The sequence below is a fragment of the Streptomyces sp. NPDC037410 genome, assembly GCF_055602235.1.
Window position 1 is genome coordinate 93,507 of record NZ_JBVJWR010000019.1, and the last position, 26,327, is coordinate 119,833.

At 72.7% G+C, this 26,327-nt stretch carries 20 protein-coding genes; 4 read left to right on the forward strand and 16 right to left on the reverse strand.

The window, feature by feature from the left end; all coding sequences use genetic code 11:
- Positions 1–72: 72 nt before the first annotated feature.
- The 5 genes from ACZ7HT_RS28150 to ACZ7HT_RS28170 form a co-directional block, all read right to left on the reverse strand.
- Positions 73–2,043: an ATP-dependent DNA helicase gene (locus ACZ7HT_RS28150; protein ID WP_471171055.1), complete on the reverse strand. Its 1,971-nt coding sequence runs from the start codon at positions 2,041–2,043 to the stop codon at positions 73–75.
- 37 nt (positions 2,044–2,080) lie between these two features.
- Positions 2,081–3,925, reverse strand: a complete 1,845-nt coding sequence (locus ACZ7HT_RS28155) for an IucA/IucC family protein (protein WP_471171057.1) — start codon at positions 3,923–3,925, stop codon at positions 2,081–2,083.
- Between the two features lie 59 nt (positions 3,926–3,984).
- A complete protein-coding gene (locus tag ACZ7HT_RS28160) occupies positions 3,985–4,641 on the reverse strand; it encodes a GNAT family N-acetyltransferase (RefSeq protein WP_471171059.1) in 657 nt (218 codons plus the stop codon).
- A 60-nt stretch (positions 4,642–4,701) separates the two neighbouring features.
- A complete protein-coding gene (locus ACZ7HT_RS28165) occupies positions 4,702–6,528 on the reverse strand; it encodes an IucA/IucC family protein (protein ID WP_471171166.1) in 1,827 nt (608 codons plus the stop codon).
- A 269-nt stretch (positions 6,529–6,797) separates the two neighbouring features.
- Entirely contained in the window at positions 6,798–8,243 is a 1,446-nt protein-coding gene (locus ACZ7HT_RS28170) for a diaminobutyrate--2-oxoglutarate transaminase (RefSeq protein ID WP_471171061.1), read from the reverse strand.
- 336 nt (positions 8,244–8,579) lie between these two features.
- Here ACZ7HT_RS28170 and ACZ7HT_RS28175 point away from each other — a divergent pair, with 336 nt between their 5' ends.
- Together ACZ7HT_RS28175 and ACZ7HT_RS28180 are read left to right on the forward strand one after the other, a co-directional pair.
- A complete protein-coding gene (locus ACZ7HT_RS28175) occupies positions 8,580–9,752 on the forward strand; it encodes a trypsin-like serine peptidase (RefSeq protein ID WP_471171063.1) in 1,173 nt (390 codons plus the stop codon).
- Positions 9,753–10,000: 248 nt separating this feature from the next.
- A complete protein-coding gene (locus ACZ7HT_RS28180; protein WP_471171065.1) occupies positions 10,001–11,164 on the forward strand; it encodes a trypsin-like serine peptidase in 1,164 nt (387 codons plus the stop codon).
- A gap of 104 nt (positions 11,165–11,268) precedes the next feature.
- Here the strand turns inward: ACZ7HT_RS28180 and hflX are convergent, their stop codons facing one another.
- The 6 genes from hflX to miaA all read right to left on the reverse strand — a co-directional run bounded on the left by hflX (position 11,269) and on the right by miaA (position 19,530).
- Positions 11,269–12,762 (reverse strand): GTPase HflX, encoded by a 1,494-nt coding sequence (gene hflX / locus ACZ7HT_RS28185; protein WP_471171067.1) that lies wholly within the window; start codon positions 12,760–12,762, stop codon positions 11,269–11,271.
- Positions 12,763–12,888: 126 nt separating this feature from the next.
- Complete coding sequence (locus ACZ7HT_RS28190; protein ID WP_471171069.1) at positions 12,889–14,379, reverse strand: M1 family metallopeptidase; 1,491 nt, start codon at positions 14,377–14,379, stop codon at positions 12,889–12,891.
- 178 nt (positions 14,380–14,557) lie between these two features.
- Complete coding sequence (locus ACZ7HT_RS28195; protein ID WP_471171071.1) at positions 14,558–16,711, reverse strand: RelA/SpoT family protein; 2,154 nt, start codon at positions 16,709–16,711, stop codon at positions 14,558–14,560.
- Between the two features lie 175 nt (positions 16,712–16,886).
- Positions 16,887–17,765, reverse strand: a complete 879-nt coding sequence (dapF, locus tag ACZ7HT_RS28200) for a diaminopimelate epimerase (RefSeq protein WP_471171073.1) — start codon at positions 17,763–17,765, stop codon at positions 16,887–16,889.
- A 205-nt stretch (positions 17,766–17,970) separates the two neighbouring features.
- Positions 17,971–18,483, reverse strand: coding sequence for a hypothetical protein (locus ACZ7HT_RS28205; RefSeq protein ID WP_471171167.1), 513 nt, complete (start codon positions 18,481–18,483; stop codon positions 17,971–17,973).
- 108 nt (positions 18,484–18,591) lie between these two features.
- Positions 18,592–19,530: a tRNA (adenosine(37)-N6)-dimethylallyltransferase MiaA gene (gene miaA / locus ACZ7HT_RS28210; protein WP_471171075.1), complete on the reverse strand. Its 939-nt coding sequence runs from the start codon at positions 19,528–19,530 to the stop codon at positions 18,592–18,594.
- Between the two features lie 151 nt (positions 19,531–19,681).
- Here miaA and ACZ7HT_RS28215 point away from each other — a divergent pair, with 151 nt between their 5' ends.
- Both ACZ7HT_RS28215 and ACZ7HT_RS28220 read left to right on the forward strand, forming a co-directional pair.
- Positions 19,682–19,927, forward strand: a complete 246-nt coding sequence (locus ACZ7HT_RS28215; protein WP_471171077.1) for a hypothetical protein — start codon at positions 19,682–19,684, stop codon at positions 19,925–19,927.
- 82 nt (positions 19,928–20,009) lie between these two features.
- Positions 20,010–20,267 (forward strand): antitoxin, encoded by a 258-nt coding sequence (locus ACZ7HT_RS28220; protein ID WP_471171079.1) that lies wholly within the window; start codon positions 20,010–20,012, stop codon positions 20,265–20,267.
- A gap of 90 nt (positions 20,268–20,357) precedes the next feature.
- Here ACZ7HT_RS28220 and ACZ7HT_RS28225 read toward each other — a convergent pair whose 3' ends face one another.
- The 5 genes from ACZ7HT_RS28225 to ACZ7HT_RS28245 all read right to left on the reverse strand — a co-directional run bounded on the left by ACZ7HT_RS28225 (position 20,358) and on the right by ACZ7HT_RS28245 (position 26,302).
- Positions 20,358–21,062, reverse strand: a complete 705-nt coding sequence (locus tag ACZ7HT_RS28225; protein WP_471171081.1) for a class III extradiol ring-cleavage dioxygenase family protein — start codon at positions 21,060–21,062, stop codon at positions 20,358–20,360.
- Positions 21,063–21,209: 147 nt separating this feature from the next.
- Complete coding sequence (gene miaB, locus ACZ7HT_RS28230) at positions 21,210–22,733, reverse strand: tRNA (N6-isopentenyl adenosine(37)-C2)-methylthiotransferase MiaB (RefSeq protein WP_471171083.1); 1,524 nt, start codon at positions 22,731–22,733, stop codon at positions 21,210–21,212.
- Between the two features lie 169 nt (positions 22,734–22,902).
- Complete coding sequence (locus tag ACZ7HT_RS28235; RefSeq protein ID WP_471171085.1) at positions 22,903–23,811, reverse strand: polysaccharide deacetylase family protein; 909 nt, start codon at positions 23,809–23,811, stop codon at positions 22,903–22,905.
- Complete coding sequence (locus ACZ7HT_RS28240; RefSeq protein WP_471171087.1) at positions 23,808–24,977, reverse strand: maleate cis-trans isomerase family protein; 1,170 nt, start codon at positions 24,975–24,977, stop codon at positions 23,808–23,810. Before ACZ7HT_RS28240 ends, ACZ7HT_RS28235 begins: the two co-directional genes overlap by 4 nt.
- Positions 24,974–26,302 (reverse strand): MFS transporter, encoded by a 1,329-nt coding sequence (locus ACZ7HT_RS28245; RefSeq protein WP_471171089.1) that lies wholly within the window; start codon positions 26,300–26,302, stop codon positions 24,974–24,976. Before ACZ7HT_RS28245 ends, ACZ7HT_RS28240 begins: the two co-directional genes overlap by 4 nt.
- Positions 26,303–26,327 lie beyond the last annotated feature (25 nt).

The window sequence follows — 26,327 nt, forward strand, 5'->3', positions numbered from 1 at the left end:
ACTCCCCGCCGGCTCTGACCGGGCCCCGGGACCCACTGCGCCGGTCCCGGGGCCCTGCCGTGTCCCGACCCGCTAGCCCGCCGCCTTCGAGGCGGCGTCGATGGCCGAGAGGGACTTCCGGACCTGGTTGCGGTCCGTGGTGTACCAGAAATCGGGCAGCGAGGCCTTCAGATAGCTGCCGTATCGGGCCGTGGCCAGCCGGGGATCCAGGACCGCCACGACTCCCCGGTCGCCGGTCGCACGCACCAGCCGACCCGCGCCCTGGGCCATCAGCAGGGCCGCGTGGGTCGCCGCGACCGCCATGAAGCCGTTCCCGCCGGCGTCCTCGACGGCCTTCTGCCGGGCGCTCATCAGCGGGTCGTCCGGCCGCGGGAACGGGATCTTGTCCATGACGACCAGCTGACAGCTGGGCCCGGGGACGTCCACGCCCTGCCAGAGCGAGAGCGTGCCGAAGAGACAGGTCTTCGGATCGGCCGCGAAGTTCTTGATCAGCTCGCCCAGGGTGTCCTCGCCCTGGAGCAGGATCGGCAGCTCAGGGACCCGGCTGCGCAGCTCCTCCGCCGCCTGCTGCGCGGCACGCATGGACGAGAAGAGGCCGAGGGTCCGCCCGCCGGCGGCCTGCATCAGTTCGGTGAGCTCGTCGAGCATGTCGCCCCGCTGCCCGTCGCGCGCGGGCTTGGCGAGGTGCTTGGCGACGTACAGGATGCCCTGCTTCGGATAGTCGAACGGGGAGCCGACGTCGATGCCCTTCCAGACGGGCAGGTCGTCACCCTTGGTGCCCTCGGGGGCCAGTCCGAGCGACGCGCCGACGCCGTTGAAGTCGCCGCCCAGCTTGAGCGTGGCCGAGGCGAGCACCACGGACCGCTCCGTGAAGAGCTTCTCCCGGAGCAGGCCCGAGACCGTCAGCGGCGCGACCCTCAGCGAGGCCCCGAACCTGTCGTGACGCTCGTACCAGACGACGTCGTACTCGGAACCGAGGGTGATCCGCTCCGCCACGCCGTGCACGGTCTCCACGGAGGCCATGGCCTGCTTGCGCACCGCGTCCTCGTCCTGCACGGACCGGTCCCGGGTGTTGCCCAGGGCCGTGATCACGGCGCGGGCCGCGTCCCGCAGCGCCATCAAGGCGTACGCCAGGTCCTCCGGGATCTCCTCCAGGCGGCCCGGCAGCGCCAGCTCCATGACCCGCTCGAAGCCCTCCGCGGCGGTCTGCAGCTGGTCGGCCGTCTTCTCGTCGACGAGCTTCGCGGCCCGGCGCACGGCACGGTTGACCTGGCCCGGGGTGAGCTCGCCAGTGGCGACACCCGTGACCCGGGAGACCAGCTCATGGGCCTCGTCGACGATCAGCACCTCGTGCTGCGGGAGCACCGGGGCGCCCTCGATGGCGTCGATCGCGAGCAGCGCGTGGTTGGTGACGACGACGTCCGCGAGCTTGGCCCGCTCGCGTGCCGCCTCGGCGAAGCACTCAGCACCGTACGCACACTTGCTCGCGCCGAGGCACTCCCGGGAGGAGACCGAGACCTGCGCCCAGGCCTTGTCGGAGACGCCCGGCGTCAGGTCGTCCCGGTCCCCGGTCTCCGTCTCGTCCGACCAGTCCCGCAGCCTCAGCAGGTCCTGGCCCAGCTTGCTCGACGGCGCGGCCGCCTCGAAGGGGTCGAAGAGGCCCTCCTCCTCGTCCTGCGGGACGCCTTCGTGGAGCCGGTGCAGACAGAGGTAGTTCGACCGGCCCTTGAGCATGGCGAACTGCGGGCGGCGGCGCAGCTGCGGGTGCAGCGCCTCGACCGTCCGGGGAAGGTCGCGCTCGACGAGCTGGCGCTGGAGCGCCAGGGTGGCCGTGGCCACCACCACCCGCTCGCCCTGGGCCAGCGCCGGCACGAGGTAGCCGAGCGACTTGCCCGTGCCGGTGCCGGCCTGGACGAGGAGGTGGGAGTTGTCGTCGATGGCCTCGGCCACGGCCTCGGCCATGGTGACCTGGCCGGGCCGCTCCGTGCCGCCGACGGCGGAGACGGCGGCGTGGAGGAGGTCGGGGAGGGATGGCTTCGTCATAGCCCTTCCACCCTACGGGGCGGGACTGACAGCCGGGTCACGCGAGCGGATTGGGCACGGTCCCGTGGACGGCCGCGTGCGGGCGCTCCGGCCGGTCCCGGTAGCCGTCCAGGTGCAGACGGTTGCGGTTGAGACAGAGCCGCTCGATGCGCGGGGTCAGGAGGTCGAAGAGCTCGAACCGTTCCTTCAGCTCCGGGAAGCGTGACTGGTGCCGCAGGATCTCCGCCCGGACGAGGCTCCAGAAGTCCTCCTCGGGCACCCCGAGTTGGTCCTCGCAGAGCGGCGCCAGGTAGCGGAAGACGCCGACGAAGAGCCCCGAATGGATGAACTGGATCAGGAATCCGGGCGCCTCCGTCAACAGGACGTCGCGGACATCATCCGGGAGGGTGGCGTGTTCGGGAAGCGGGTGGGCACTGATGTTCACATCGTCGACGAAGTCCTTGATCGCCAGCCGGACCGGGACGTCGTCGCCGTCGTACACCACGATCGCGTTCTCGCCGTGGGGCGAGAAGACAGTGCCGTACCGGTACAGGAAGTGCAGCAACGGGGGGAGCAGAGCGGTGAAGAGGTGCTGGAGCCAGACGGCGGGGGCGAGCCCGGAGCGCTCGACGAGCTCGGCGACGAACGCCCGGCCTTCCGGGTCGGTATGGAGGAGGGAGGCGAGGGTACGGGCCCGCTCGCCCGGGGGCAGCCTCAGGGGTTCGCGCCAGATCGCGCCGAGCAGTTCCTTGTACTGGTACGGGACTTCGGGCAGCCGGTCGTACAGCGGGTGCTCGACCGTGACGGAGGCGACCTCGCCGAGGAGGATCACCCGGCACTCGTCCCGCAGGAAGGGGTCGGCGTCGCGCAGACCGTGGACCCAGGCGGTCACGGCGGGCGCGGCGAGGGTCCGCTCGGTGGGCAGCCCGCGCCAGACCAGGGTGTTGAGCACCGACAGCGGCAGCTTGACCGTGTGCCGGTCGGGGCGGCTGGTGTTGAGGAAGGTACGGACGGACTGCTGCGGCAGACGAAGATCGTCGTCGGCGGGGAGCGGGACGACCGTCCCGGCGGCGATGGCCGGGGCGTAGAGCGGGAGCAGGACCTCGTCCCACTGCCAGGGATGGACGGGCAGCAGGAGGTAGCCGTCGGGCTCGTGGCCCCGGGCGGTCAGCGCTGCGCGGAAGGCTTCGTGGACCTCGGGGTCGACTTCCCGGGCGTAGAGGCGGTCGGGGGTCTCCAGGCCGGTCACGCCCCGGTAGGCGGCGATGCGGTTGCTGACGGCGATCCACGGCAGCCGGGTCGCGCGGCGCGCCTCGGGGGCCCAGCGGGCGGCGTCGGTGGCGGAGAAGCCGATGCGCCCCTTGTTGAGGACGAGCCAGGGGTGTCCGGTCTGGTGGCCTTCCAGTTCCGCGTAGGAGAGCGCGGCAAGCCGGTCGGCGGTGAGCGCGGTGTGGTCGAGGCGGACGTCGGCGGCCAGGGTCGCGGAGAGCTCGCGGATCAGGTGCCCGAGGGTGGCACCGTCCAGCCGGAGGAGGCGCCGGGCGCGGACCAGGAAGTCGAAGGGGTCGGTGAGGGGACGGCCCTCGTGGGTGATCGAGCCGGCGGTGACGTGCCAGCTGCCGTAGGCACCTCGGCGGGCACGGAAGGTGAGCGTGGTGCCGTCGTCGAGGGGCAGTGCGTACCGGTCGGGCTCGCCGTCGTCCGTGGGGACGGGTTCGATGATCTCCTCGTAGGCGAACTCGGAGAGGGCCTTGGCGAGGAGCCGGGAGGACGCCCGCGTCCAGGCGGTGGCGTTCAGCTCGGGGGGCGCGAGCAGTGCGGGAGCCGGAGGGGCTTCGGTGGTGGGAGCCGTGGCGGCGGGGACGGGTGGTGCGGAGTCGTGCGGTGCAGGGGACGTCGACACGGGGACTCCTCGGGGTGGGAACCGCTGTGGGTGGTGCGGCGTTTACAGGGCAGGGACGATCACAGAACGTGACGAAGAGCCCGGTCGCGGATCATGAGCGCGGCTCTTTTGTCGGGGAGGTCGACTTCCGCCGCGTAGCGGAAGCCGCCACTGAGGAACGCGGAGACGGAGGGGGTGTTGAGGATGTCGGGTTCGGCGACGACGCGGGTACAGCGGGGACGGTGGTCCAGGACCAGATCGGCGACGGCGCGCAGCAGCGTGGTGCCGACGCCCCGGCCCCGGTCGGTGGCGCCTCCGAGCAGCAGATGGATACCCGTGTCGTGGGGAAGCGCCGGGTAGTACCGGGCGAGCGGGTCGAGATCGGCGCGGTAGATCTCGAAGTAGCTCATGGGCGTGCCGTCGAGGACGCCGAGGCAGGGGACGCTGCGGCCGTCGCCCTCTAGTTGGGCGCGGACGTGCTCGGCGGTGACGGTGTCGGGGCCGGCGAGCTCCCAGAAGGCGGCGACGGCGGGGTCGTTCATCCAGCGGGCGAGCAGCGGCAGATCCCGTTCGAGTCGCACGGGTACGAGCCGGAAGGAGCCCACGGGGGTGTCGGCGGGCCCCCAGGCGGCGACGGAGTCCAGGAGATCGCCGTCGAGGAGGGCGACGAGGTCGTCGACCCTCAGGTCCAGGGTGTCGTCCCCGGGCGGGTCGACCGGTGGGCGGGTGGGTGACACGGTGTCGCTCTCCTCTCGGCGGTGGGGTGCGGTCGGGGCGGCGTGGGTCGCGCCGGCGGTTCAGGTACGGAGGGGGTTGGTGACGGTGACGTAGACGGACTGGGTGTCGACGGGCCCGACGAGCTCGTCCAGGCCGTGCAGACGGGTGAGGAGGTTGGCCTTGCTGCGCAGGGTCGCGGCTTCCAGGAGCCGGTGGGGAAGGGGGGAGCCGAGGCCGGTGGCGGAGGTCAGGAAGCTGCGGAAGGCGGCGAGCAGCACGCGTTCGTCGGCGAGGTGCTGGGCGCCGAAGGCGCCGATCAGACCGAGGACGTTGTTGATGCCGAGGTAGTAGGCGAAGCGCTCGTCGGTGACCTGGTCGGAGACGAAGGTGTCGCTCTCGGCGCCGATGCCGGGGAGGCGGCTCTCCAGCTCGCCCCTGTGGGACTCACGGAAGTAGTAGCCCTGGTTGTCGCGGTAGCGGCCGCCGACCGGCCAGCCGTCCAGGTCCAGGAGCACCAGGGTGTTCTGCTGGTGGGCCTCCAGGGCGATGCCGGCGTGACCGTCGAGCCAGAGGACGGGGCGGACGACCTGGTCGAGGTAGCGGAGGAACCACTCGGCGGCGACGGCGGTCGTGGGGCGGCCGGTGCGGGCGGAGAGCCGTCGGATGACGTCGGCGAGCCGGGAGCGCATCGTGGTGGCTCCGGGCCAGGGACGGGGAGCGGTGAGGGAGGCGATGCAGACGGCGTCGTCGCCGGGTCCGAAGGGGTTGTGGCGGATCATGACGTCGAGGCCGGGGACGGGGGTGCCGTCCGGGGCGTCGACGGCGAGCCAGGCGGGGTCGCGGACGATGTCGAAGCTCGGGTGGGCGGCCTGCCACTCGTCGACGAGGCCGGTGCGGAGCAGTCGGTGGACCTCGACGCCCCGGTGGAGTTCCTTGCGGAGGTTCTCGCGGCGGGAGTTGGTGATGCGCAGGCCGAGGGAGAGCTTGAGCATGGCCCGGGCGCCCGGGCGGTGCACCGTGCGGACGGAGGAGGTGGGGTGCCAGGGGCTGCCGTGGAGGCCGAGGTCGTGGAGGAGGCCCGCGTCGAGGAGGGCGCGGACGTCGGGACGGTGCAGGAGTTCCCGGGCCTGCCAGGGGTGCAGGGGCAGCGGTGCGGTGCCGGTGGGGAGGGTGAGGCCTTCGGCGAGACCCGAGGCGAGTTGTTCGGCGGTGACCGGCCGGCCCTGTTCGGTCCAGGCGGAGTCGGAGGCGAGGAGGGTGCGGTCGACGGCGATCCAGTGGAGGGGGAACGAGCCGTGGAGTTCGGGTGAGTAGAGCCGGGCCTCAGCCTCGGAGAGTCCTTCGCGGCTCTTGGGGGTGGGGTGGAGCGGGTGGCCGAGCAGCAGGGACTGTTCGGCGGCGAGGAAGAGGTCCGCGTCCGGATGGGGCTCGGGCCGGCGGCGGCGCTCGGCGAGGAAGTCGGCGGTGCGGCGGGCGGAGTCGGCGACGCGGCCGACGAGATCGGCGCCTTCGGACCGGCCGGTCTCCCGGCTGAGCAGGGCGGCCACCGTGACGGCGTCGGCGGCCGGCGCCGCGGCCGGGAGTCCTTCGAGGGTCGGGGCGCCGAAGCGGTGCCAGCCGGTGGGCGACCAGTAGCGGACGGGGACGAGGAGGGCGGTGCCGCTGGCGTCGAGGGGGATGCGCAGGGTGGTGGTTCCGGGGGCGGACAAGTTCGTCTCCCGGACCCAGCAGCGAAGGAGGTTCTCGACGGCGGCGGCGTCGGCGGCGCGCAGGGGGTCGGGGTCGTCCAGGGGGTCGGGGGTGCCGTCCGCGCGCGGGGACAGCGGCTCGAACGGTCCGGCGTGCTGACGCGGGACGGTCGGCTCCTCGGGGTGCACGGCCCCGGGGAGGAGGGCCCCGGACGGCAGGGCCTCGGAGCGAAGGACCTCGGCGTGAAGGGCCTCCGCCCCGAAGGCCTCCGCGTGGAGCGCCTCGGCATGGAGCCCCTCCGCGTGGAGCCCCTCCGCGTGGAGCCCCTCCGCGTGGAGCCCCTCCGTGTGGAGGCCCTCTGGGGGCAGGGGCGTGTCTGGGAGGAGGGTGGTGTGGGGGTGGTGGGTGGGGGTCGGGGAGGTGGGGGTGGGGGTGGGGGTGGGGTTCACGGGGGCTTCCTTGGGGGTGGGGCCGGGGCGGTCCGGGGTCAGAGGGACGGGCCGGAGGCGTTCCGGGGGGCCGTGGCCCGGCGGGAGGCGGGCGGGTGGGGGGTGTGGGCCCGTTCGGCCGCGGCCAGGGCGTCGGCGAAGCGGTCAAGGACGGCGGTGGCCTGCTCGTCGGTGAGGGTGAGCGGGGGCAGGAGCCGGACCACCGCGGAGTGGCGGCCGCCGAGTTCGACGATGAGCCCGCGGGCGAGGCATTCCTGCTGGACGGCGAGGGCCAGGGCGGGGGCGGGGGGCGGGACGGAGTCGTCCGGTCCGGCCGCGTCGGGATCGACGAGTTCGACGCCGATCATCAGGCCCCGGCCGCGGACGTCGCCGACGCAGGGGTGGTCGGTACCGAGGCCCTGGAGTCGGCCGAGGATGCGGGCGCCGAGGGTGCCGGCCCGTTCGGCGAGTTTGTTCTCGCGGACGTAGGCGAGGGTGGCGGTGCCGGCGGCCATGGCGAGTTGGTTGCCGCGGAAGGTGCCGGCGTGGGCGCCCGGTTCCCAGACGTCGAGTTCCGACCGGTAGACGATGACCGCGAGCGGGAGGGAGCCGCCGATGGCCTTGGAGAGGACCATCACGTCGGGGACGACGCCGCTGTGCTCGACGGCCCAGAAGGCGCCGGTGCGGCCGACGCCGGTCTGGACCTCGTCGACGACCAGGGGGATGGAGCGGTCGGCGGTGATCCGGCGCATCCGGCGCATCCAGTCGTCGGGGGCGGGGATGACCCCGCCCTCGCCCTGGACGGCTTCGAGGATCATTCCGGCCGGGGTGGTGACGCCGCTCTTGGGGTCGTCGAGGAGGTTCTCGGTCCAGCGGGCCGAGAGTTCGGCGCCGCGCTCGCCGCCGGTGCCGAAGGGGCAGCGGTACCGCTGCGGGTAGGGCAGCCGGGTCACGCGGACGTCGGCCGCGCCTCCGGAGGCGTCGAGGGCTCCGGCCGTCATGCCGTGGTACGCGCCGGTGAAGGCGAGGAGCCCGCTCCGTCCGGTGGCCGTCCGGACGAGTTTGAGGGCCGCCTCGACGGCGTCCGTGCCCGCCGGTCCGCAGAACTGGATGCGGGCGTCGTCGGCGAGGGCAGCGGGGAGGGTGGCGAACAGTTCGGAGGTGAAGGCGTCCTTGACGGGGGTGGCGAGGTCGAGGACGTGGAGGGGCGCTCCCGAGTCGAGGACCTTCCTGATGGCTTCCAGGACCACGGGGTGGTTGTGGCCGAGGGCGAGGGTCCCCGCGCCGGACAGGCAGTCGAGGTAGCGGCGGCCGTCGGCGCCCTCGATGGTCAGCCCCCGGGCCCGTACGGGGACGATCGGCAGGGAGCGGGCGTAGGTGCGGGCGGCGGACTCGCGCTGGGACTGGCGGCGCAGGATGCCTTCGTACTCGCCCCCCTGGTCCGTCGGCCGGGGCTGGGTGTGCGCGGCCGGTGGTGCGGCCGCAGCTGATTCGGTCACGGCCACGGCTCGTGTCCTCCCGCTGTAACAGTTGCGTTGCACATCGGGGCGTCGTGGAGCCGCCGCAAGGGCCGCCCTGAACGCCACCGTTGTGTCCCCCGTACGTACCAACGACGGGAACTGCCGGGGATCACGGGCCGGACGGCAGGAACTTGGCGTGTCCCGGATCACGGCACGGCAACGGCTGAACCATGCACGGAACCGCCGGCGGGGCGCGTACCGTCCCCTCCGGCACCGGCATAGTGGGGGCCGTCGGTCGTGTCCGCGAGGGCCCGGCCGCTGTTCGCCCATGCATGAGCTGTACCTGTTCCACAAGTTGACGTAGTCCCAGGGGGATCACGAATGCGATCGATTCGTCCGCTGCTGATGGCGGCTTCCGCCGTCGCGGCGCTGACGCTCACCGTCACGGCCTGCGGTCCGAGCGAGGACAACGCGGGGGGTACGCCCACCGCGCCCGCGAGCCTGGACCCGGGCAAGATCAAGATTCCGGAGGACCTGAAGAACCGCCTGAAGGAACACGGGATCGATCTCGACAAGTGGCGGAACGGCGACTGGAAGAACTGGGACCGCGACAAGTGGCTGCGTGAGGCCAAGGACTTCGTCAACCCGATCATCGAGGACCTCTGGGACCCGGACCGGATGCGCGAGGCCGAGCGTCCCGACAAGCCGGTCGAGGAGGAGGACATCTCGGGCGACAAGGGTGTCACCGACCCGACTCCGGACCCGGTGAAGGCGAAGGCCGTGGCGGCGAAGTACCACGACAACGCCCCCGAGTCCGGCAAGGTCTTCTTCGACAGCCCCGAGGGCTCGATGGTCTGCTCGGCCACGGTCGTGAAGGACCCGGCGCACCCGGGCAAGTCCAACCTGGTCTGGACGGCCGGTCACTGCGTGCACAAGGGCAAGCAGGGCGGCTGGTACCGCAACATCGCCTTCGTCCCCTCGTACAACGACTCGGCGATGGCGACCTCGGACCTGGAGAAGGCCACGCGGGAGCAGATCGCCCCGTACGGCGTGTGGTGGGCGGACTGGGTGAAGACCTCCGACCAGTGGATCGCCGAGGGCGCGTCCACCGGCGGTGCCGGTGCTCCCTACGACTTCGCGGTCATCAAGGTGACGCCGGAGAAGGGCTCCTCGGGCAAGTCCCTTGAGGAGACGGTCGGTTCGGCGCTCCCGGTGGAGTTCAACGCTCCCGCCGTGCCGAAGATCGCGAGCCTGACGGCGACCGGTTTCCCGGCGGCGCCGCCGTTCGACGGCCAGAAGATGTTCCAGTGCACGGACAAGCCGGGCCGGCTGTCCCTGAAGGCCGAGCAGCCGACGATGTACCGGATCGGCTGCACGATGACCGGTGGTTCGTCCGGCGGCGGCTGGGTCGCCCAGGGCCATGACGGCAAGCCGGCGCTGGTGTCGAACACCTCGATCGGCCCGTCGACGGCGGGTTGGCTCGCGGGTCCGCGCCTCGGTCCGGAGGCCAAGGCCGTCTACGACGAGGTCAGCAAGAAGTACGCCGGCCAGTAGGCACGGCGGGCAAGGAGGCGGGACCCCCGGGGGGTCCCGCCTCCCCCCATGTCCGGCCCGACCGGCATACTGTGCTGCACCGCCGCTCATGACACGTCCATGGCAACACCTGCCCAAGGCCGCACACGTCCACGGCAGCACCTGTCCGTGGCCGCACACGTCCACGGCAACACCCGTCCATGGCCGCACACGCCCACGGCTGCACGCGTCCGCAGCAACACCAGGCAATACCAACGGGGATCACCTACATGCGTTCTGTACGACTCATACCCGCCGTCCTCGGCATGGTCACCGCGCTCGCGCTGACCGCCACGGCCTGCGGCCCCACCGAGACCCCGGCCGACGGCAAGCCGGCCGCCGGAGCGAGCAGCTCCGCGGGCGCCGGCGACGGCGGCGCCGACCTCACCAAGGACCTCGCCGACAAGCTGAAGAAGCACGGCGTCGACCTGGACAAGTGGAAGAACGGCGAGTGGAAGAACTGGGACAAGGACACCTGGCTCCGTGAGGCCGAGGACTTCGTCAACCCGGTGATCGACGGACTCTGGGACCCGGCGCGCATGCAGTCGGCCAAGAGCCCGGACCAGACGATCACCGCGCAGGCGGGCACCGGCGGCACCGACCCGACGCCCCGCCCCGTCCAGGCGCAGCGCGAGAAGACGCCGTACCACCGCAACGCGGCCCCGGTCGGCAAGATCTTCTTCGACTCGCCCGAGGGCTCGATGGTCTGCTCCGGCACCATCGTGAAGGACCCGCGCCACCCCGGGAAGTCGAACCTGGTCTGGACGGCCGGCCACTGCGTCCACGCCGGAAAGAACGGCGGCTGGTACCGCAACATCGCCTTCGTCCCCGCCTTCAACGACCTGGGCAAGTCCCCGGCCGCGCTGCAGAACGCGCAGCCGCAGGAGGTCTACCCGTACGGCCAGTTCTGGGCCGACTGGGCCGTGACCTCGGGCGAGTGGATCAACGCGGGCGGCACCAACCAGGCCTGGCCGTACGACTACGCCGTGCTGCACGTGCAGCCGGAGCGCGGCGCGAAGTCCCTGGAGGAGACCGTCGGCGTCGCCCTGCCGGTCGACTTCTCCGCGCCGACGGCCGCGCAGTCCGGGACGATGGGCGCCTGGGGCTACCCGGCGGCGCCGCCGTACAACGGCATGATCATGCACAAGTGCCTCGACCGGCCGACCCGCCTCACCACGGCTCCGGCCACGCCGACGATGTACCGCATCGGCTGCACGATGACCGGTGGTTCCTCGGGCGGCGGCTGGTTCCGCGTCCTGCCCAACGGCAAGACGGCGCTCGTGTCGAACACCTCGATCGGCCCGGCCGGCGGCAACGGCTGGCTCGCCGGCCCGCAGCTCGGCCGTGGCGCCCAGGCCGTGCACGAGATGGTCAGCAAGAAGTTCGCCCGCTGACACGCCAGGACCTGACACGCCAGGAGCCGACAGGCCGAGAGCGGTGGACAGCAGAAGGCGCCGGGCTCCTCCCGAAGGGGGGAGCCCGGCGCCTTCGCCGTGTGTCAGTGCGCGGCCGGGACGTACGGCGCGAGCATCGCCGCCAGTTCCTCGTGCACCCGGGCCTTGAGCAGGGTGCCCTCCGGGGTGTGCTCCTCGGACTCCACCTCGCCCTCGGCGTGCACCCGCGAGACGAGACCGCCCTGCGTGTACGGCACGAGGACCTCCAGCTCGACCTGCGGGCGCGGAAGCTCGCGGTCGATGAGCGCGAGCAGCTCGTCGATGCCCTGGCCCGAGCGGGCCGAGACCAGGATGGAGTGCTTCTCCATCCGCAGCAGGCGCTGGAGGACCAGCGGGTCGGCCGCGTCGGCCTTGTTGACGACGACGATCTCCGGCACGTTCACCGCGCCGACGTCGCGGAAGACCTCGCGCACGGCGGCCAGCTGCTCCTCCGGGGCGGGGTGCGAGCCGTCCACCACGTGCAGGATGAGGTCGGACTCGCCGACCTCCTCCATGGTGGAGCGGAACGCCTCGACCAGGTGGTGCGGCAGGTGCCGGACGAAGCCGACCGTGTCGGCCAGGGTGTAGACCCGGCCGGTGGGCGTCTCGGCCCGGCGGACCGTCGGGTCGAGGGTGGCGAACAGCGCGTTCTCCACGAGGACGCCCGCGCCGGTGAGGCGGTTGAGCAGGGAGGACTTGCCGGCGTTGGTGTAACCGGCGATGGCGACCGACGGCACCTTGTTCCGGCGGCGCTCCTGCCGCTTGATGTCACGGCCGGTCTTCATCTCCGCGATCTCCCGGCGCATCTTCGCCATCTTCTCGCGGATGCGGCGCCGGTCGGTCTCGATCTTGGTCTCACCGGGACCACGGGTGGCCATGCCGCCACCGCCGCCGCCACCCATCTGACGGGAGAGCGACTGACCCCAGCCGCGCAGTCGCGGCAGCATGTACTGCATCTGCGCGAGCGCGACCTGCGCCTTGCCCTCTCGGGACTTGGCGTGCTGGGCGAAGATGTCGAGGATGAGGGCGGTCCGGTCGACCACCTTCACCTTGACGACGTCTTCGAGTGCGATGAGCTGGCCGGGGCTGAGCTCACCGTCGCAGACGACGGTGTCGGCACCGGTCTCGAGCACGATGTCGCGCAGCTCGCGCGCCTTGCCCGAGCCGATGAAGGTGGCCGGGTCCGGCTTGTCGCGGCGCTGGATCACGCCGTCGAGCACGAGGGCGCCGGCCGTCTCGGCGAGGGCGGCGAGCTCCGCGAGGGAGTTCTCCGCGTCCTGCACCGTCCCGGAGGTCCAGACGCCGACCAGCACGACGCGCTCCAGGCGCAGCTGGCGGTACTCGACCTCGGTGACGTCCTCAAGCTCGGTGGAGAGGCCCGCGACACGGCGCAGTGCCGCACGCTCGGAGCGGTCGAACTGGTCGCCGTCCCGCTCTCCGTCGATCTCGTGGCTCCAGGCGACGTCCTCTTCCATCAGGGCATCGGCCCGAAGGCTCTCGGTACGGCTCGTCTCCGCGAAGCTCTGCTCGTCCTGGGAAGGGGAAGAAGAGGAGGTCATTGGGTCCTAACGTCGATGAGGAGATGTGTCTGTCTCTGCCGGTCACAACGCCTGCGGATGCCGGAAGATTCCCGTCCGCGGCCGCGTCGCCGACCTGAAGATGGTGTCACGGCCCCGCACGGCACGTCACCCGGGTTTCGGCGCGGTCTTCGGGGCCTCGGCGGGGCGGCTGCGCCAGTCCGGGTGCCCGGGCATCGCCGGGGTCTTCGCCTCGTACAGCCAGCCGTGGAGGAAGGCGGTGAGGTCACGTCCGGCGACCTCGCCGGCGAGCGCGATGAAGTCGGCGGTGGTGGCGGTCCCGTCCCGGTGCTCGGCGACCCAGCGGCGCTCCAGGGTGCGGAAGGCCTCGGTGCCGATCTCCTGGCGGAGCGCGTAGAGGACGAGGGCGCTGCCGTCGTACACGACGGGCCGGAAGAGGCTGATCTTGTGGTCGGGCGTGGGCGGTTCCGGGGCGGCCGGGGGGCCGCCGTCGGCCCTCCACCCGTCGGAGGCGGCGTAGGCGGCCTTCATGCGGCGCTCCAGGGACTTGCCGGCGGTCTCCTCGGCGTACAGCGCCTCGTACCAGCTGGCGTGTCCCTCGTTGAGCCACAGGTCGGACCAGGTGCGGGGCGAGACGCTGTCGCCGAACCACTGGTGGGCCAGCTCGTGGACCATGACGGAGTCGACGTACCACTCGGGGTAGGCGGGCTCGGTGAAGATGCCGCGTTCGAAGAGCGAGAGGGTCTGGGTCTCCAGCTCGAAGCCGGTGTCCGCGTCGGCGATGAGCACGCCGTACGTCTCGAAGGGGTACGGGCCGACCTGCCGCTCCATCCACTCCAGGTGGCCGGGGGTGCGGCGCAGCCAGGGCTCCATGAGCGCGCGGTCGGCGGTGGCGACCACGTCCCGTACGGGCAGCCCGTGGGGGCCCTCGCGGTGGACGACGGTGGAGCGGCCGATGGAGACCTGGGCGAGCTCGGTGGCCATGGGGTGCCGGCTGCGGTACGTCCAGGTGGTGGTGGCGCCGTGGTCGACGCGGCCCTCGGGGAGGCCGTTGGCGACGACGGTGAGCTCGCTGGGGGCGGTGATCCGGAAGGTGAACCAGGCCTTGTCGGACGGGTGGTCGTTGGAGGGGAAGACCCGGTGGGCGGCGTCGGCCTGGTTGGCCATGGCGAGGCCGTCGCCGGTGCGGACCCAGCCGCCGGTGGCGGCGGGGCCGGTGGGGTCGCTGGTGTGGGTGACGGTGATCTCGACCTCCTCGCCCGCGTCGATCGGCACGACGGGGGTGACGACGAGGTCCTCGCCGCTGCTCGCGTACCGGGCGGGCACTCCGTCGACGGTGACGGCGGAGACCGTGCCGTGCGTGAAGTCGAGGTTGAGCCGCTCCAGCTCCTCGGTGGCGCGCGCGTCGATCCGGGTGACGGCGGCGAGCGGCTTGGTGTTGGCCCCCGGATAGGTGAGGTCGAGCGTGTACGCGAGGACGTCGTAGCCGGGGTTGCCGAGCTGGGGGAAGAGCGGGTCGCCGATGCCGAGCGGCGGGGGTGCGGGCAGTGCGGCGGCGACGAGCCCGGCCGAGGCGGCGACCAGGACGGCGGAGCGGAGCCACCGCGCGCGGGGCAGGGGCGTTCGGACGAGCGGCATGGGCCAGGGCCTTTCCGGAGGAATGGCCCTACGGCTACCAGGGCGGCCGCCCCACCCCGGGGCGGCGCGCGCACCGACCACCCGAAGGAGGTCACCCGAAGCCGGTCACCCCAAGGAGGTCACCCGAAGCCGGTCACCCGAAATCGGTCACCCGACGGGGGTCACCCGAGGCCTGTCGTCAGCTCACGCCCCGCGACGGGTGGGCGCGGCTGACGTCGTACACCCCCGGCACGTCCCGCATGGCGCGCATGAGGGCGGCGAGGCCGGTCACGTCGGGGAGGTGGAGGGTGTACGTGTGGCGGACCCGCTGCTCGCTGGGCGGCTCGACGTTCGCCGAGACGACGGCGGCGCCGAAGGTGGCGATGGCCTCGGTGAGGTCGGCGAGCAGCCCGGGCCGCCCGAAGGACTCGGCGACGAGGGTGACCCTGCCCTGCGGGGTGTCGCCCCAGCGGACGGTGACGGGTTCGCGGCCGAGGCCGCGCATGGCGTCGGCGGCCGAGCAGCGGGCGCGGTGGACGGTGACCGATCCGCCGCGGACGCGGAAGCCGGTGATCTCGTCGGGCGGTACGGGGGTGCAGCAGCCCGCGGGGCGGACGGCGGCGGGCTGCTCGCCGTCCAGGTCGGCGTGGAGCTCGGCGCCGGAGCGGCGGTCGGCGGGGACGCTGACCTGGGGGCGGGGGTCGGTGGGGGCGGGGGGCGCGGCGCTCTCGGGGTGGGCGCGGAGCCAGCCGGTGATCGCGATCCGGGCGGCGGGGGTGCGGGCGTGGTCGAGCCACTCCGGGGACGGCCCGGACACGGCGTCCTGGGCGAGCAGCAGCTGGACGGTGTCCCCGTCGCCGAGGACGGTGCTGAGCGGGGCGAGCCGGCCGTTGACGCGGGCGCCGAGGCAGGCGTGGGCTGCCTCGCCGTGCTGTGCGTACGCGGCGTCGACGCAGCTGGCGCCGGCGGGCAGGCTGATCGTGCCGGGGGCGCTGCCGTCGGCGCGGAAGACGGTGATCTCGTCGTCCTCGGCGAGGTCGGCGCGGAGCGAGGTCCAGAAGGTGTCGGGGTCGGGGGCGGACTGCTGCCAGTCGAGGAGGCGGGAGAGCCAGCCGGGGCGGGTGGGGTCGACGCGCTCGCCGTCGTCGGCCACCGGAAGGCCGGTGGCCGAGCCTGCGGTGTCCGGCTCCTGGCCGACATGGGGGTTGCCGAGGGCGACGACTCCGGCCTCGGCGACCTTGTGCATCCGGTGGGTCCGGATGAGGACCTCGGCGACGGCGCCGTCGGGGGCGGCGATCGCGGTGTGCAGGGACTGGTAGAGGTTGAACTTGGGGGCGGCGATGAAGTCCTTGAACTCGGAGATCACCGGGGTGAAACAGGTGTGGAGCTCGCCGAGGACCGCGTAGCAGTCGGCGTCCTCGGCGACGAGGACGAGGAGCCGGCCGAAGTCGCAGCCGCGCAGCTCGCCGCGCTTGAGGCGGGCCCGGTGGACGGAGACGAAGTGCCGGGGCCGGACGAGGACTTCGGCGCCGATGCCGGCCTCGCGCAGGACGGCGGTGACCTGTTCGGCGACGGCGCCGAGGGCGTCGCCGGCGCCGGGGTTGCCGGCGACGAGCGCGCGGGTGGTGTCGTACTCCTCGGGGTGGAGGATCGCGAAGACGAGGTCCTCGAGCTCGGTCTTGAGGGCCTGGACGCCGAGGCGCTCGGCGAGCGGGATGAGGACGTCGCGGGTGACCTTGGCGATCCTGGCCTGTTTCTCGGGGCGCATCACGCCGAGGGTGCGCATGTTGTGGAGGCGGTCGGCGAGCTTGATCGACATGACCCGGACGTCGCTGCCGGTGGCGACGAGCATCTTGCGGAAGGTCTCGGGCTCGGCCGCGGCGCCGTAGTCGATCTTCTCGACCTTGGTGACGCCGTCGACGAGGTAGGCGACCTCGTCGCCGAACTCGCGGCGCACCTGGTCGAGCGTCACCTCGGTGTCCTCGACGGTGTCGTGGAGGAGGGAGGCGGTCAGGGTGGTGGTCTCCGCGCCGAGTTCGGCGAGGATGAGGGTGACGGCGAGCGGGTGGGTGATGTAGGGCTCGCCGCTCTTGCGGAACTGGCCGCGGTGCGAGGACTCGGCGAGGACGTACGCCCGGCCGAGGACCGACAGGTCGGCCTCGGGATGCTGGGCGCGGTGCGCCTCCGCCACATGGCCGATGGCGTCGGGCAGGCGGTCACGGGGTGCCGGTCCCGCGGTGGCGTTCAGCAGGGCGGCGCGGCCGAGGCGGCGCAGGTCGATCCGGGCACGTCCGCGTCTGCGGACGGCCACGTCGGTGGGGGCGGCCTCGGGGTTGGTGGCCTCTGCGCTCATGGGGCACCTCCGGCAACATGGACCGGCGGTGGGCGGGCCAGGCGTGCCCGGGGGGCCGGTGCTTGATGCTACCGACCCCACCACGTGGCGCAGTCACGCTCTCGCTCAGCGTGAATCGGATCACCCATTCGAGCGATAAATGAGTCGTTGACAGTTTCGATTCCGTCGCGGTCGATCACGACGTCGGGCGGAGCCACTCCGGGTCGACGGTGCCCTCGGCGACGATGACCGCGGGTCCCGTCATGTCGATCCGGCCGTCGGGGTGCTCGGTGATGACCAGGGTCCCGCCGAGCACGTCGACGGTGTACGTGACGGGGGTGCCGCTCTCGGCGGGGTCGACGCCGTCCCGGCGGGCGGTGGCGACGGCGACGGCGCAGGCGCCGGTGCCGCAGGAGCGGGTCTCGGACGCCCCGCGCTCGTGGACGCGCATGGCGACGTGGCGGGGGCCGCGGTCGACGACGAACTCGATGTTCACCCCGTCCGGGTAGACGGCGGCCGGCTCGTAGGGCGGCTCGTCGTACAGGGTCCCGGCGTGGGCGAGGTCCTCGACGAAGGCGACCGCGTGCGGGTTGCCCATGTTCACGTTGCGGGCGGGCCAGCTGCGGCCGTCGACGGTGACGGTGACGCCGGCCTCGGGGAGCACGGCGCGGCCCATGGCGACGGTGACGGAGCCGTCCTTGTCGAGGTGGACGTACTTGACGCCGCCCCGGGTGGCGACCGCGACCTCGCCCGCGGTGACGTGCCCCGCGTGCTCCAGGTAGCGGGCGAAGACCCGGACGCCGTTCCCGCACATCTCGGCGACCGAGCCGTCGGCGTTGCGGTAGTCCATGAACCACTCGGCCTCGTCGGCCAGGTGGCGCGCGTCGGGGTGGGCGGCGCTGCGCACGACGTGCAGCAGCCCGTCGCCCCCGATGCCGGCCCGCCGGTCGCAGAGCCGCGCGACGACGGCGGGCGGCAGGTCGACGGCGTTCTCCGCGTCGGGGACGATCACGAAGTCGTTCTCGGTGCCGTGGCCCTTGAGGAAGGGGAGCGGCGAGGTCTGCGTGCTGGTCACACGATCAACTGTACGGGCCACCCCCGACACCCCGCCCACCCGTCCACAGCCCGGACCCCGCCGCCCAAGGCCCACCCGGCCCCCTCCACCCCGGGCCCATGCCCGCACAGGGCCGGGCCGGGCTTCCTGCGGGGCGGGGAGATCCGTACGGACCAAGGCGCCGATGGCGCGCTGACGGCGTCGGCCCCCGCGCGCGTCCCGCCGCTCAGCGCAGGCGCGCCACGCGCCAGACGGCCAGGGCGACCAGGGCCGCGATCGTCGTCAGGTACAGGGCGAGGACGCGCCAGTTCGGGCGCTCGCCCGAGCCGCGCTGCGGGAGCCCCGGCCAGGTGTAGCCGACCTTGCGGGCGGCCATCATGCCCCAGCCCGCCGCGCAGGAGCTGATCAGCAGTCCGAGCATGGCGACGACGGCGCCGCCGTCCCCCGAACCGAAGGCGAGCGGGAAGGCGAACATCAGCGAGCCGACGGCGGCCAGGCCCACGATCGGGGCGAGCTGCCAGATCCGCAGCCGGCGCTGGGGGCGCAGCTCGACCTCGACCTCGTCGGTGTCGACCTCGACGGCCGTGCCCACGGCGTCGTCGGGACCGTCCGGGGTCAGCCCCGGGGCCGCGACGGGTGCGTCGTCCGTCGGGTGGCCCGGCGTGTCGACCGACGGATCCGCCGTCGGGTCACCCAGGGCCGCCTCGTGCTGTTCTCTGTCGCGAGGGCCGGCCTCCATCGCCACGCGCCCTCCCCACTCGGACTTCACTTGGTCGATCGATGCTCGATGATGGCACGCTCATGACCGCCGAAATGACGGGCAGTGCGTCCCGATGCCATCACGTGATCAGGCTGTAACCGCTCGTTCGACCAACGACAGCGCCTCCCGCGGGAGTTCCCCGCGGTGATCGGCGGCTCCGCTGAGCCAGTGCACCCGCGGGTCCCGGCGGAACCACGAGTCCTGGCGGCGCGCGAAGCGCTTCGTGGCCCGCACGGTCTCCGCGCGCGCCTCGTCCTCGGTGCACTCCCCCGCGAGCGCCGCGAGGACCTGCTGGTAGCCCAGGGCGCGGGCCGCCGTGCGTCCCTCGCGCAGCCCCCGCGCCTCCAGGGCGCGCACCTCGTCGACGAGACCGGCCTCCCACATCCGGTCCACGCGCGTGGTGATCCGCTCGTCGAGCTCGGGGCGGGCCACGTCGACGCCGATCTGGACGGTGTCGTAGACGGAGTCGGGGCCAGGGAGGTTGGCCGTGAAGGGCTTGCCGGTGATCTCGATCACCTCGAGGGCCCGGACGATGCGGCGGCCGTTGCTGGGCAGGATCGCGCGGGCCGCCTCCGGGTCGGCCTCGGCGAGCCGGGCGTGCAGGACGCCGGATCCGCGCTCCTCCAGCTCGGCCTCGAGCCGGGCCCGGACGGCGGGGTCGGTGCCGGGGAACTCCAGGGCGTCGACGGCCCCCCGCACGTAAAGACCGGAACCGCCGACGAGGACCGGGGTGCGGCCCGCGGCGAGCAGCCGGTCGATCTCGGCGCGGGCGAGCCGCTGGTACTCGGCGACGCTGGCGGCCTCGGTCACGTCCCAGATGTCGAGGAGGTGGTGCGGGATGCCGCCACGCTCCTCGGGCGTCAGCTTGGCGGTCCCGATGTCCATCCCCCGGTAGAGCTGCATCGAGTCGGCGTTGACGACCTCGCCGCCGAGCTGCTGGGCCAGGAATACACCCAGATCGGACTTTCCGGCTGCCGTGGGGCCGACGACGGCGATGACCCGCGGGGCGGGAGCTGCGCTTCTCACCGTCCCAGTCTCGCAAACCTCGGGGGCGGTCCCCGAACGAGCTACGTGACGGGCCTGATCCGGCTTCGTTGCCAGTTGCGAGGTTCCGACCGTCGATCCCCCTGTCGATCGCCTCGGAGCCGCTCCCATCCGAGTACGCTATGGAGTGAATATGGGCGTTTTTGCAATGTTTCGCCGTAAGAAGCAGGAGACCTCCTCGGAGGAGGCCGGGACGAGGGCGGACGTGACGGCCGAAGCCGTGACGGCTTCGGCCGAGGACGGCGCGGACGGTGCCGCTGACGTCGAGGCGGACGAGGCGACGGGCGGAGCGGTCGTCGAGGCGGTCGTGGAGATCCCGAAGCAGCAGTCGGCCGAGGCCGCCGCCGACAACGAGGCGGGCGAAGGCGCCCACAGGTAGGCCCCCCGGGGTCCTGGGGGCAGCACACGGAACGCACGACACGGAACACGGACCCCCGAGGTCCCCGGAGGGAAGGTGCCCCATGGGTCTCCTGGATTCGCTCAAGGCCAAGCTCGCCCCGGCCAAGGACAAGGTCGCCGACCTCGCGCAGCAGCACGGCGAGAAGATCGACCACGGCCTGGACAAGGCCGGCAAGTTCGTCGACGTGAAGACCAAGGGCAAGTACAGCGACAAGATCCAGTCCGGTACGGGCAAGGCGAAGAACGCCATCGACCGGATCGGTCACAAGGACGACGGCACGCCCGGGAGCGGTGGCGCCACGCCACCGCCGGCCGCCTGACGACCGGCGTCACCCGACAGTCCCTCCGCACGGCGGACGGCCGCGGAGCATCGCGCTCCGCGGCCGTCCGCCGTTCGTCGTTCCTGTCTCCTACGACCAGGCCGCGACGAAGTACCCCACGCCGTACGGGGCGTCCTCGAACAGCAGCCGGCCGTCGAGGCCCGCGCCCCCGGCGGCGCCCGCGAGGACCTGCCAGGGGGCGCGGCCCGCCGCCTTCAGCTCGGCCGCGACCCCGGCGTCGAGCGCGAGCAGCGCGGCCGTGTCGGCCGCGCCCAGGGCGCGGGCCGCCTCCGCGTCGAAACCGGCGGCCCGCTCGTCCAGGTAGCCGGGGGCCTTCACGGTCCGGCACGCGCTGCCGTCGCCCATCACCAGGAGGGCGACGCGCTCGGCGGAACCGGCCAGTTCGCGGCCGAGCCCGGCGCAGACGTCGGGCGTCGCCGCCGCGTCGACGGCCCGGCCCTCGATCGGCGCGTCGGCCCAGTCGGCGCGGTCGAGGAGCCAGGCGGCGACGGCGAGGGGGGTGGGGAGGGGGCGGTCGGCCGGGCGCGGCCCCTCTCCCAGTCGTACGGAGAGGCCGACGCCGAAACCGGCGAAGGAGCCCTTGCTGCCGGCCGGGTACACACCGCCCTCCTCGGCGGGCCCGACGACGTACAGCCGGTCCGGGCGGGAGGCGGCGAGCAGCCCGACGGCGTCCGCGCAGGCCGCCCGCGCGGCGTCCAGCTCGGGTGCGGCGCCGGTCGCGACCTCGGGAACGAGGAGCGGGGGACTGGGGCAGACGGCTGCGGCGACAAGCATGATCAGCAGCCTACTGCGCCGACGCGGCGTCCGTTGTGGGCAGTCGTTCCGCGGGGGCGGTGCCCATCCCCGTTGTGGGCAGTCGTTCCGCAGGGGCGGGACGACTGCCCACACGGCGGGTGGGCGCCGCCCCGCCGGACGTGGGCGTCAGTGCGTGCCGCAGGCCGGGGCTTCCGTCGGGGGGAGGGGGGCCGGGGCGCCGATCTGCGGGAGGCCCAGCAGGACGCCGGACGGCTTCGGGGCCGCCGTGCGCTTCTCCCAGGCGTCGCCCGCGCGCGTCCGGCGGACGGCCGTGGTCGGGCCCTCGGCGAGGAGGTGGTGCGGGGCCGCGTACGTGATCTCGACGGTCACCACGTCACCGGGGCGGACGTCCTCGTCCGGCTTCGTGAAGTGGACGAGCCGGTTGTCGGGGGCGCGGCCGGAGAGGCGGTGGGTCTCGCCGTCCTTGCGGCCCTCGCCCTCCGCGACCATGACCTCCAGGGTGCGGCCGACCTGCTTCTTGTTCTCCTCCCAGGAGATCTCCTCCTGGAGGGCGACGAGACGCTCGTAGCGCGCCTGCACGACCTCCTTCGGGATCTGGCCCTCCATGGTCGCCGCCGGGGTTCCGGGGCGCTTGGAGTACTGGAAGGTGAACGCGTTCGCGAAGCGGGCCTCGCGGACGGTGTGCATCGTCTGCTCGAAGTCCTCCTCGGTCTCGCCGGGGAAGCCCACGATGATGTCGGTGGAGATGGCCGCGTGCGGGATGGACGCGCGGACCTTCTCGAGGATGCCGAGGAAACGCTCCTGCCGGTAGGAGCGGCGCATGGCCTTGAGGATCGAGTCCGAGCCGGACTGGAGCGGCATGTGCAGCTGCGGCATGACGTTCGGCGTCTCGGCCATGGCCGCGATGACGTCGTCCGTGAAGTCGCGCGGGTGGGGAGAGGTGAAGCGGACGCGCTCCAGGCCCTCGATCGTGCCGCAGGCGCGCAGCAGCTTGCTGAAGGCCTCGCGGTCGCCCAGGTCGGAGCCGTACGCGTTGACGTTCTGGCCGAGCAGGGTGATCTCGGAGACGCCCTCGGCGACGAGGGCCTCGATCTCGGCGAGGATGTCGCCGGGGCGGCGGTCCTCCTCCTTGCCGCGCAGGGCGGGGACGATACAGAACGTGCAGGTGTTGTTGCAGCCGACGGAGATCGACACCCAGGCGGCGTACGCGGACTCGCGGCGGGTCGGCAGCGTGGAGGGGAAGGCCTCCAGGGATTCGGCGATCTCGATCTGCGCCTCCTCCTGGACGCGGGCGCGCTCCAGGAGGACCGGCAGCTTGCCGATGTTGTGCGTGCCGAAGACCACGTCGACCCAGGGGGCCTTCTTGACGATGGTGTCGCGGTCCTTCTGGGCGAGGCAGCCGCCGACGGCGATCTGCATGCCGGGGCGCGTGGTCTTCATCGGGGCGAGCCGGCCGAGGTTGCCGTACAGCTTGTTGTCGGCGTTCTCGCGGACCGCGCAGGTGTTGAAGACGACGACGTCGGCGTCGCCGTCCGCGCCCTTGGGGGCCCGGACGTAACCCGCCTCCTCCAGCAGACCGGAGAGCCGCTCGGAGTCGTGGACGTTCATCTGGCACCCGTAGGTGCGGATCTCGTAGGTCTTGGTTCCTTGAACGTTCACTGCCGGGCTCCGGTCGCTGCTGAGGGTCATGGCTCAAGGGTAGGTGCTTCCGGAGGAGCGACGGCCCGGGTACCGCCCGCCCCCTGCCCCCCGGCGCACCGGCGGGGTGGGCGGCATGCCCGGGGGCTTCCCCGGGCACGACCCGCTCCATGACCCGCACCTGCCGGGCCTGAGCGACCACTGCTCCGCGCGCGTCAGCTCATCGCATGTCCGCGGGGCGGGCCTCGCCTTCGAAGGGGAAGCGGCGGCGGAAGTCGTCGGCGGCGTCCTCCAGGGTGCAGAAGCTGACGCCGGCGTGCCCCGACACGTACTCGATGAAGCGTTCCAGCATGAGGAGGACCTGCGGGCGGCCGCTCACGTCGGGGTGGAGGGTCACCGGGACGACCGCGTAGTCGAGCTCGCGGTACACCCAGTCGAACTGGTCGCGCCAGTCCTGCTCCAGGGCCCGGGGGCTGACGTAGCCGTGGCTGTTGTGGGCGTGCTTGTTGAACATCATGGGCGGCAGGTCGTCGACGTACCAGTTGCCGCAGAACTCCACGAGGTCGACCTCGTGGCCGTGGACCAGCGGCTTCATCCAGTCCTTGGCGTCCTTCGAGTAGTCGATCTTCGTCCAGCTGTCGCCGACGCGGGCGTAGAACGGGGTGAAGTCGCGGTAGTTCTGGCTGTGGTCGTAGGAGAAGCCGTACTTGTGGAGGAGGGCGGCCGTGTGCGGGGACATCTCCCACCAGGGCGCCACGTAGCCGCGCGGCTTGCGGCCGGTGTACTCCTCGATCAGCTCGACGGAGCGGGCGAGGACGTCCTCCTCCTGCTGGGGGCTCATCGCGATCGGGTTCTCGTGCGAGTAGCCGTGCGCGCCGACCTCGTGGCCCGCCTCGACGACCATCCGGGTCTGCTCGGGGAAGGTCTCGATGGAGTGGCCCGGGATGAACCAGCTGGTGCGGATCCCGTACCGCTCGAAGAGCCTGAGCAGGCGCGGGGTGCCGATCTCGCCCGCGAAGACGCCCCGCTGGATGTCGTTCGGGGAGTCCTCGCCGCCGTAGCTGCCGAGCCAGCCGGCGACGGCGTCGACGTCGACGCCCAGGGCGATCCTGATGTCCTTGGTGGTCATGCGGCGTGGGCCTTTCCGTACGTGTCGAGCAGGTGGTGCACATCGGCGATCGCGGCGGCCATCGCGGCCCGGCCGGTGGCGCTCCACTCGCGCTCCGCGAGGCTGTGGGCGGAGATCCAGCCGGTCATGTCGGTGTCGCGGACGACGGGTGCGAGCAGTTGCGCGCGGACGCCGTAGACGTCGATCAGGGCCTGCGGCGGCTTCGGGTCGTCCCGGAAGTGGGGCTGGACGAGCGGGATCCGGTGCTGCTCCAGCCACTCGACGGTGTTGAGCCGGCGCTGGTCGAGGCCCGCGTCGCGGCGGATGGAGCGGACGCCGGGGCCGAGGGCCTCCCCTGCCGTGAGGTCCACGTGGAGGCCGTGCCCGGGCAGGTCGAGCCGCAGGGTGGTGCGGTCGGCGCCGATGGCCGTGCGCAGCTCGGTGAGCACCCGCTGGAAGCCGGCGCGCAGGCTTCCGGAGCGCAGCAGGTCGCCGTGGCCGTCGAGGGCGGGGTGTGCGCCCGCCAGGTGGAGCGCCTTCCAGAGCGTGGTCGTCACGCTGTCGAAGACCGGTATACCAAGTGTGGTTTCGAGTGCGGCGGCGGCGCCCGCGCCGTACACGTTGGTGCACACGACGGCGACGGCGTGGGCGTCCGCGGCGGCGGCCTGCTCGATCTGCCGGGCCACGTCGGGCTCGGGGATGCGGGCGAACGCCTCGTTGTCGGCGACCCCGAACGGCTCGGCGAGCGCGCAGTCCAGGCCTTCGGCGGCGTACGTGGTGACGATCCGTTCGGCGACGTCCCGGGTGTAGGGGACGGCCAGGCCGAGCCGGGTCACGCCGTACGCGGCGCAGGCGTCGAGCAGTGCGAGCGTGGAGGTGGTGGCCGGGATGCCGGTCTCGGCAGCGATCGCGGCGGCCAGCCGCCGGTCGTGGTCGACGCCGAGCCAGGAGCCGGAGGTGCCGTTCCAGGCGATGACGTCGACGCGGGCGTCGGCGAGCTGCCGGGCGGCGGCGAGCATCGGTTCGGCGGCGAACTGGGCGTCGGAGCCGCCGTCGAGGGCGATCCGGGTGACGGGCACGCGCGCGAAGTGGGCGCTGGCGAGGTCCCGGGCCCCGTCGAGGAGGCGGTAGGTGACCGGCTCCAGACAGGTGTTGGAGGACGGGGTGAGCATGCCGATACGGATCATCGGACGGCGAGCCTCCTGCTGTAGTCGATGACGAGGGACGAGGCGGTGAAGAGGACACCCGCGCCGACGAAGTAGAGCAGCGCCCAGGTGTACGAGCCGGTGCCGCCGACGATGTAGCCGACCGCGATGGGGGTGACGATTCCGGCGATGTTTCCGGCGAGGTTCATGGCGCCGCCGACGATGCCGGCGTTGGACCGGCCGGCCAGGGTGGAGGGCAGCGACCAGTAGAGGCCCGCCCAGCGCAGGAAGAACATCACGACGGACAGGAGGACGACGGCGGTCGTCGGGTCCGGTACGAGGACGACGCCGAGCAGGCCCGCGACGACGGCCGCGCCCGCGACGCCCATCATGGTGCGCATGACGGCGTTGGCGCCCGCGCCGGCGGCCTTGCGGCGGTCGGAGATCCAGCCGCCGGTGAGCTCGCCGACGAAGCCGGCGCCGAAGATGACCAGGGTCGACCAGCCGATGGTCTTGATGTCGAAGCCCTTGGTCTCGGAGAGGTAGAGCGGGCCCCAGGTGAGCAGTCCGTAGAAGACGCCGTTGAAGCCCATCCAGCCCAGGCACATCGCCCAGAACGAGCGGTGCTTGAGGTACGGGCGCAGGCCGGTGCGCTCGTCGGCCGGGCCGGCCGCGTCCTCGGCGGCGTGCGCGCTCTCGATGTACGTGGCCTCGGCGTCGTTCACGCCCGGGTGCTCCCGCGGGGTGTCGCGGACGTACCAGGCGGCGAACACGCCGATGACGACGGTCAGCACGCCCGCGACGACGAAGCTGGTCCGCCAGCTGCCGGTCCAGGCGATGAGCGCGGAGATGAGGATGCCGCCGAGCGCGGCGCCGAGCGGGGCACCGCCGTCGAGCAGCACCGCGCCCCGGCCGCGTTCCTTCGCGGGCAGCCACTGGGCGTTGAGCTTGCCGCCGGCGGGCATGACGGGGGCCTCGACGGCGCCGAGGAGCAGGCGGTAGCCGAGCAGGGATCCGGCGCCGGTGGCGGCGGCGGTCAGGGCCTGGGCGACGCCCCAGCCGACGCAGGCGCCGGAGACCATCCTGCGGGGGCCGAAGCGGTCGGCGAGCCAGCCGCCGGGGATCTGCATCAGCGCGTACGTCCAGAAGAAGGCGCTGAGGACGAAGCCGGTGGTCTCCTTGGAGAGGCCCAGGTCCTCGGTGATCAGGGGCAGGGCGACGGAGACGGAGCCGCGGTCGATGTAGTTGAGCGCGACGACGCCGAGGAGCAGGACGAACATCTTCCAGCGGACCCGGCTGGGGCGGCCGCCGGCGGGGGCGGTGGCGGTCGCTGCGGGGACGGTCTTGCCGACCGGTGTGGTACTCACGGACAAACCCTCGATTCACAGATCG

Bases quoted from the DNA above. Each gene is read 5' to 3' on its own strand.
- ACZ7HT_RS28180 (WP_471171065.1), top strand. From the start codon at position 10,001: ATGCGTTCTGTACGACTCATACCCGCCGTCCTCGGCATGGTCACCGCG.
- hflX (WP_471171067.1), bottom strand. From the start codon at position 12,762: ATGACCTCCTCTTCTTCCCCTTCCCAGGACGAGCAGAGCTTCGCGGAG.
- ACZ7HT_RS28220 (WP_471171079.1), top strand. From the start codon at position 20,010: ATGGGTCTCCTGGATTCGCTCAAGGCCAAGCTCGCCCCGGCCAAGGAC.
- ACZ7HT_RS28235 (WP_471171085.1), bottom strand. From the start codon at position 23,811: ATGACCACCAAGGACATCAGGATCGCCCTGGGCGTCGACGTCGACGCC.
- ACZ7HT_RS28215 (WP_471171077.1), top strand. From the start codon at position 19,682: ATGGGCGTTTTTGCAATGTTTCGCCGTAAGAAGCAGGAGACCTCCTCG.
- ACZ7HT_RS28205 (WP_471171167.1), bottom strand. From the start codon at position 18,483: ATGGAGGCCGGCCCTCGCGACAGAGAACAGCACGAGGCGGCCCTGGGT.
- ACZ7HT_RS28150 (WP_471171055.1), bottom strand. From the start codon at position 2,043: ATGACGAAGCCATCCCTCCCCGACCTCCTCCACGCCGCCGTCTCCGCC.
- ACZ7HT_RS28195 (WP_471171071.1), bottom strand. From the start codon at position 16,711: ATGAGCGCAGAGGCCACCAACCCCGAGGCCGCCCCCACCGACGTGGCC.
- ACZ7HT_RS28225 (WP_471171081.1), bottom strand. From the start codon at position 21,062: ATGCTTGTCGCCGCAGCCGTCTGCCCCAGTCCCCCGCTCCTCGTTCCC.
- ACZ7HT_RS28175 (WP_471171063.1), top strand. From the start codon at position 8,580: ATGCGATCGATTCGTCCGCTGCTGATGGCGGCTTCCGCCGTCGCGGCG.
- ACZ7HT_RS28240 (WP_471171087.1), bottom strand. From the start codon at position 24,977: ATGATCCGTATCGGCATGCTCACCCCGTCCTCCAACACCTGTCTGGAG.
- miaB (WP_471171083.1), bottom strand. From the start codon at position 22,733: ATGACCCTCAGCAGCGACCGGAGCCCGGCAGTGAACGTTCAAGGAACC.
- ACZ7HT_RS28190 (WP_471171069.1), bottom strand. From the start codon at position 14,379: ATGCCGCTCGTCCGAACGCCCCTGCCCCGCGCGCGGTGGCTCCGCTCC.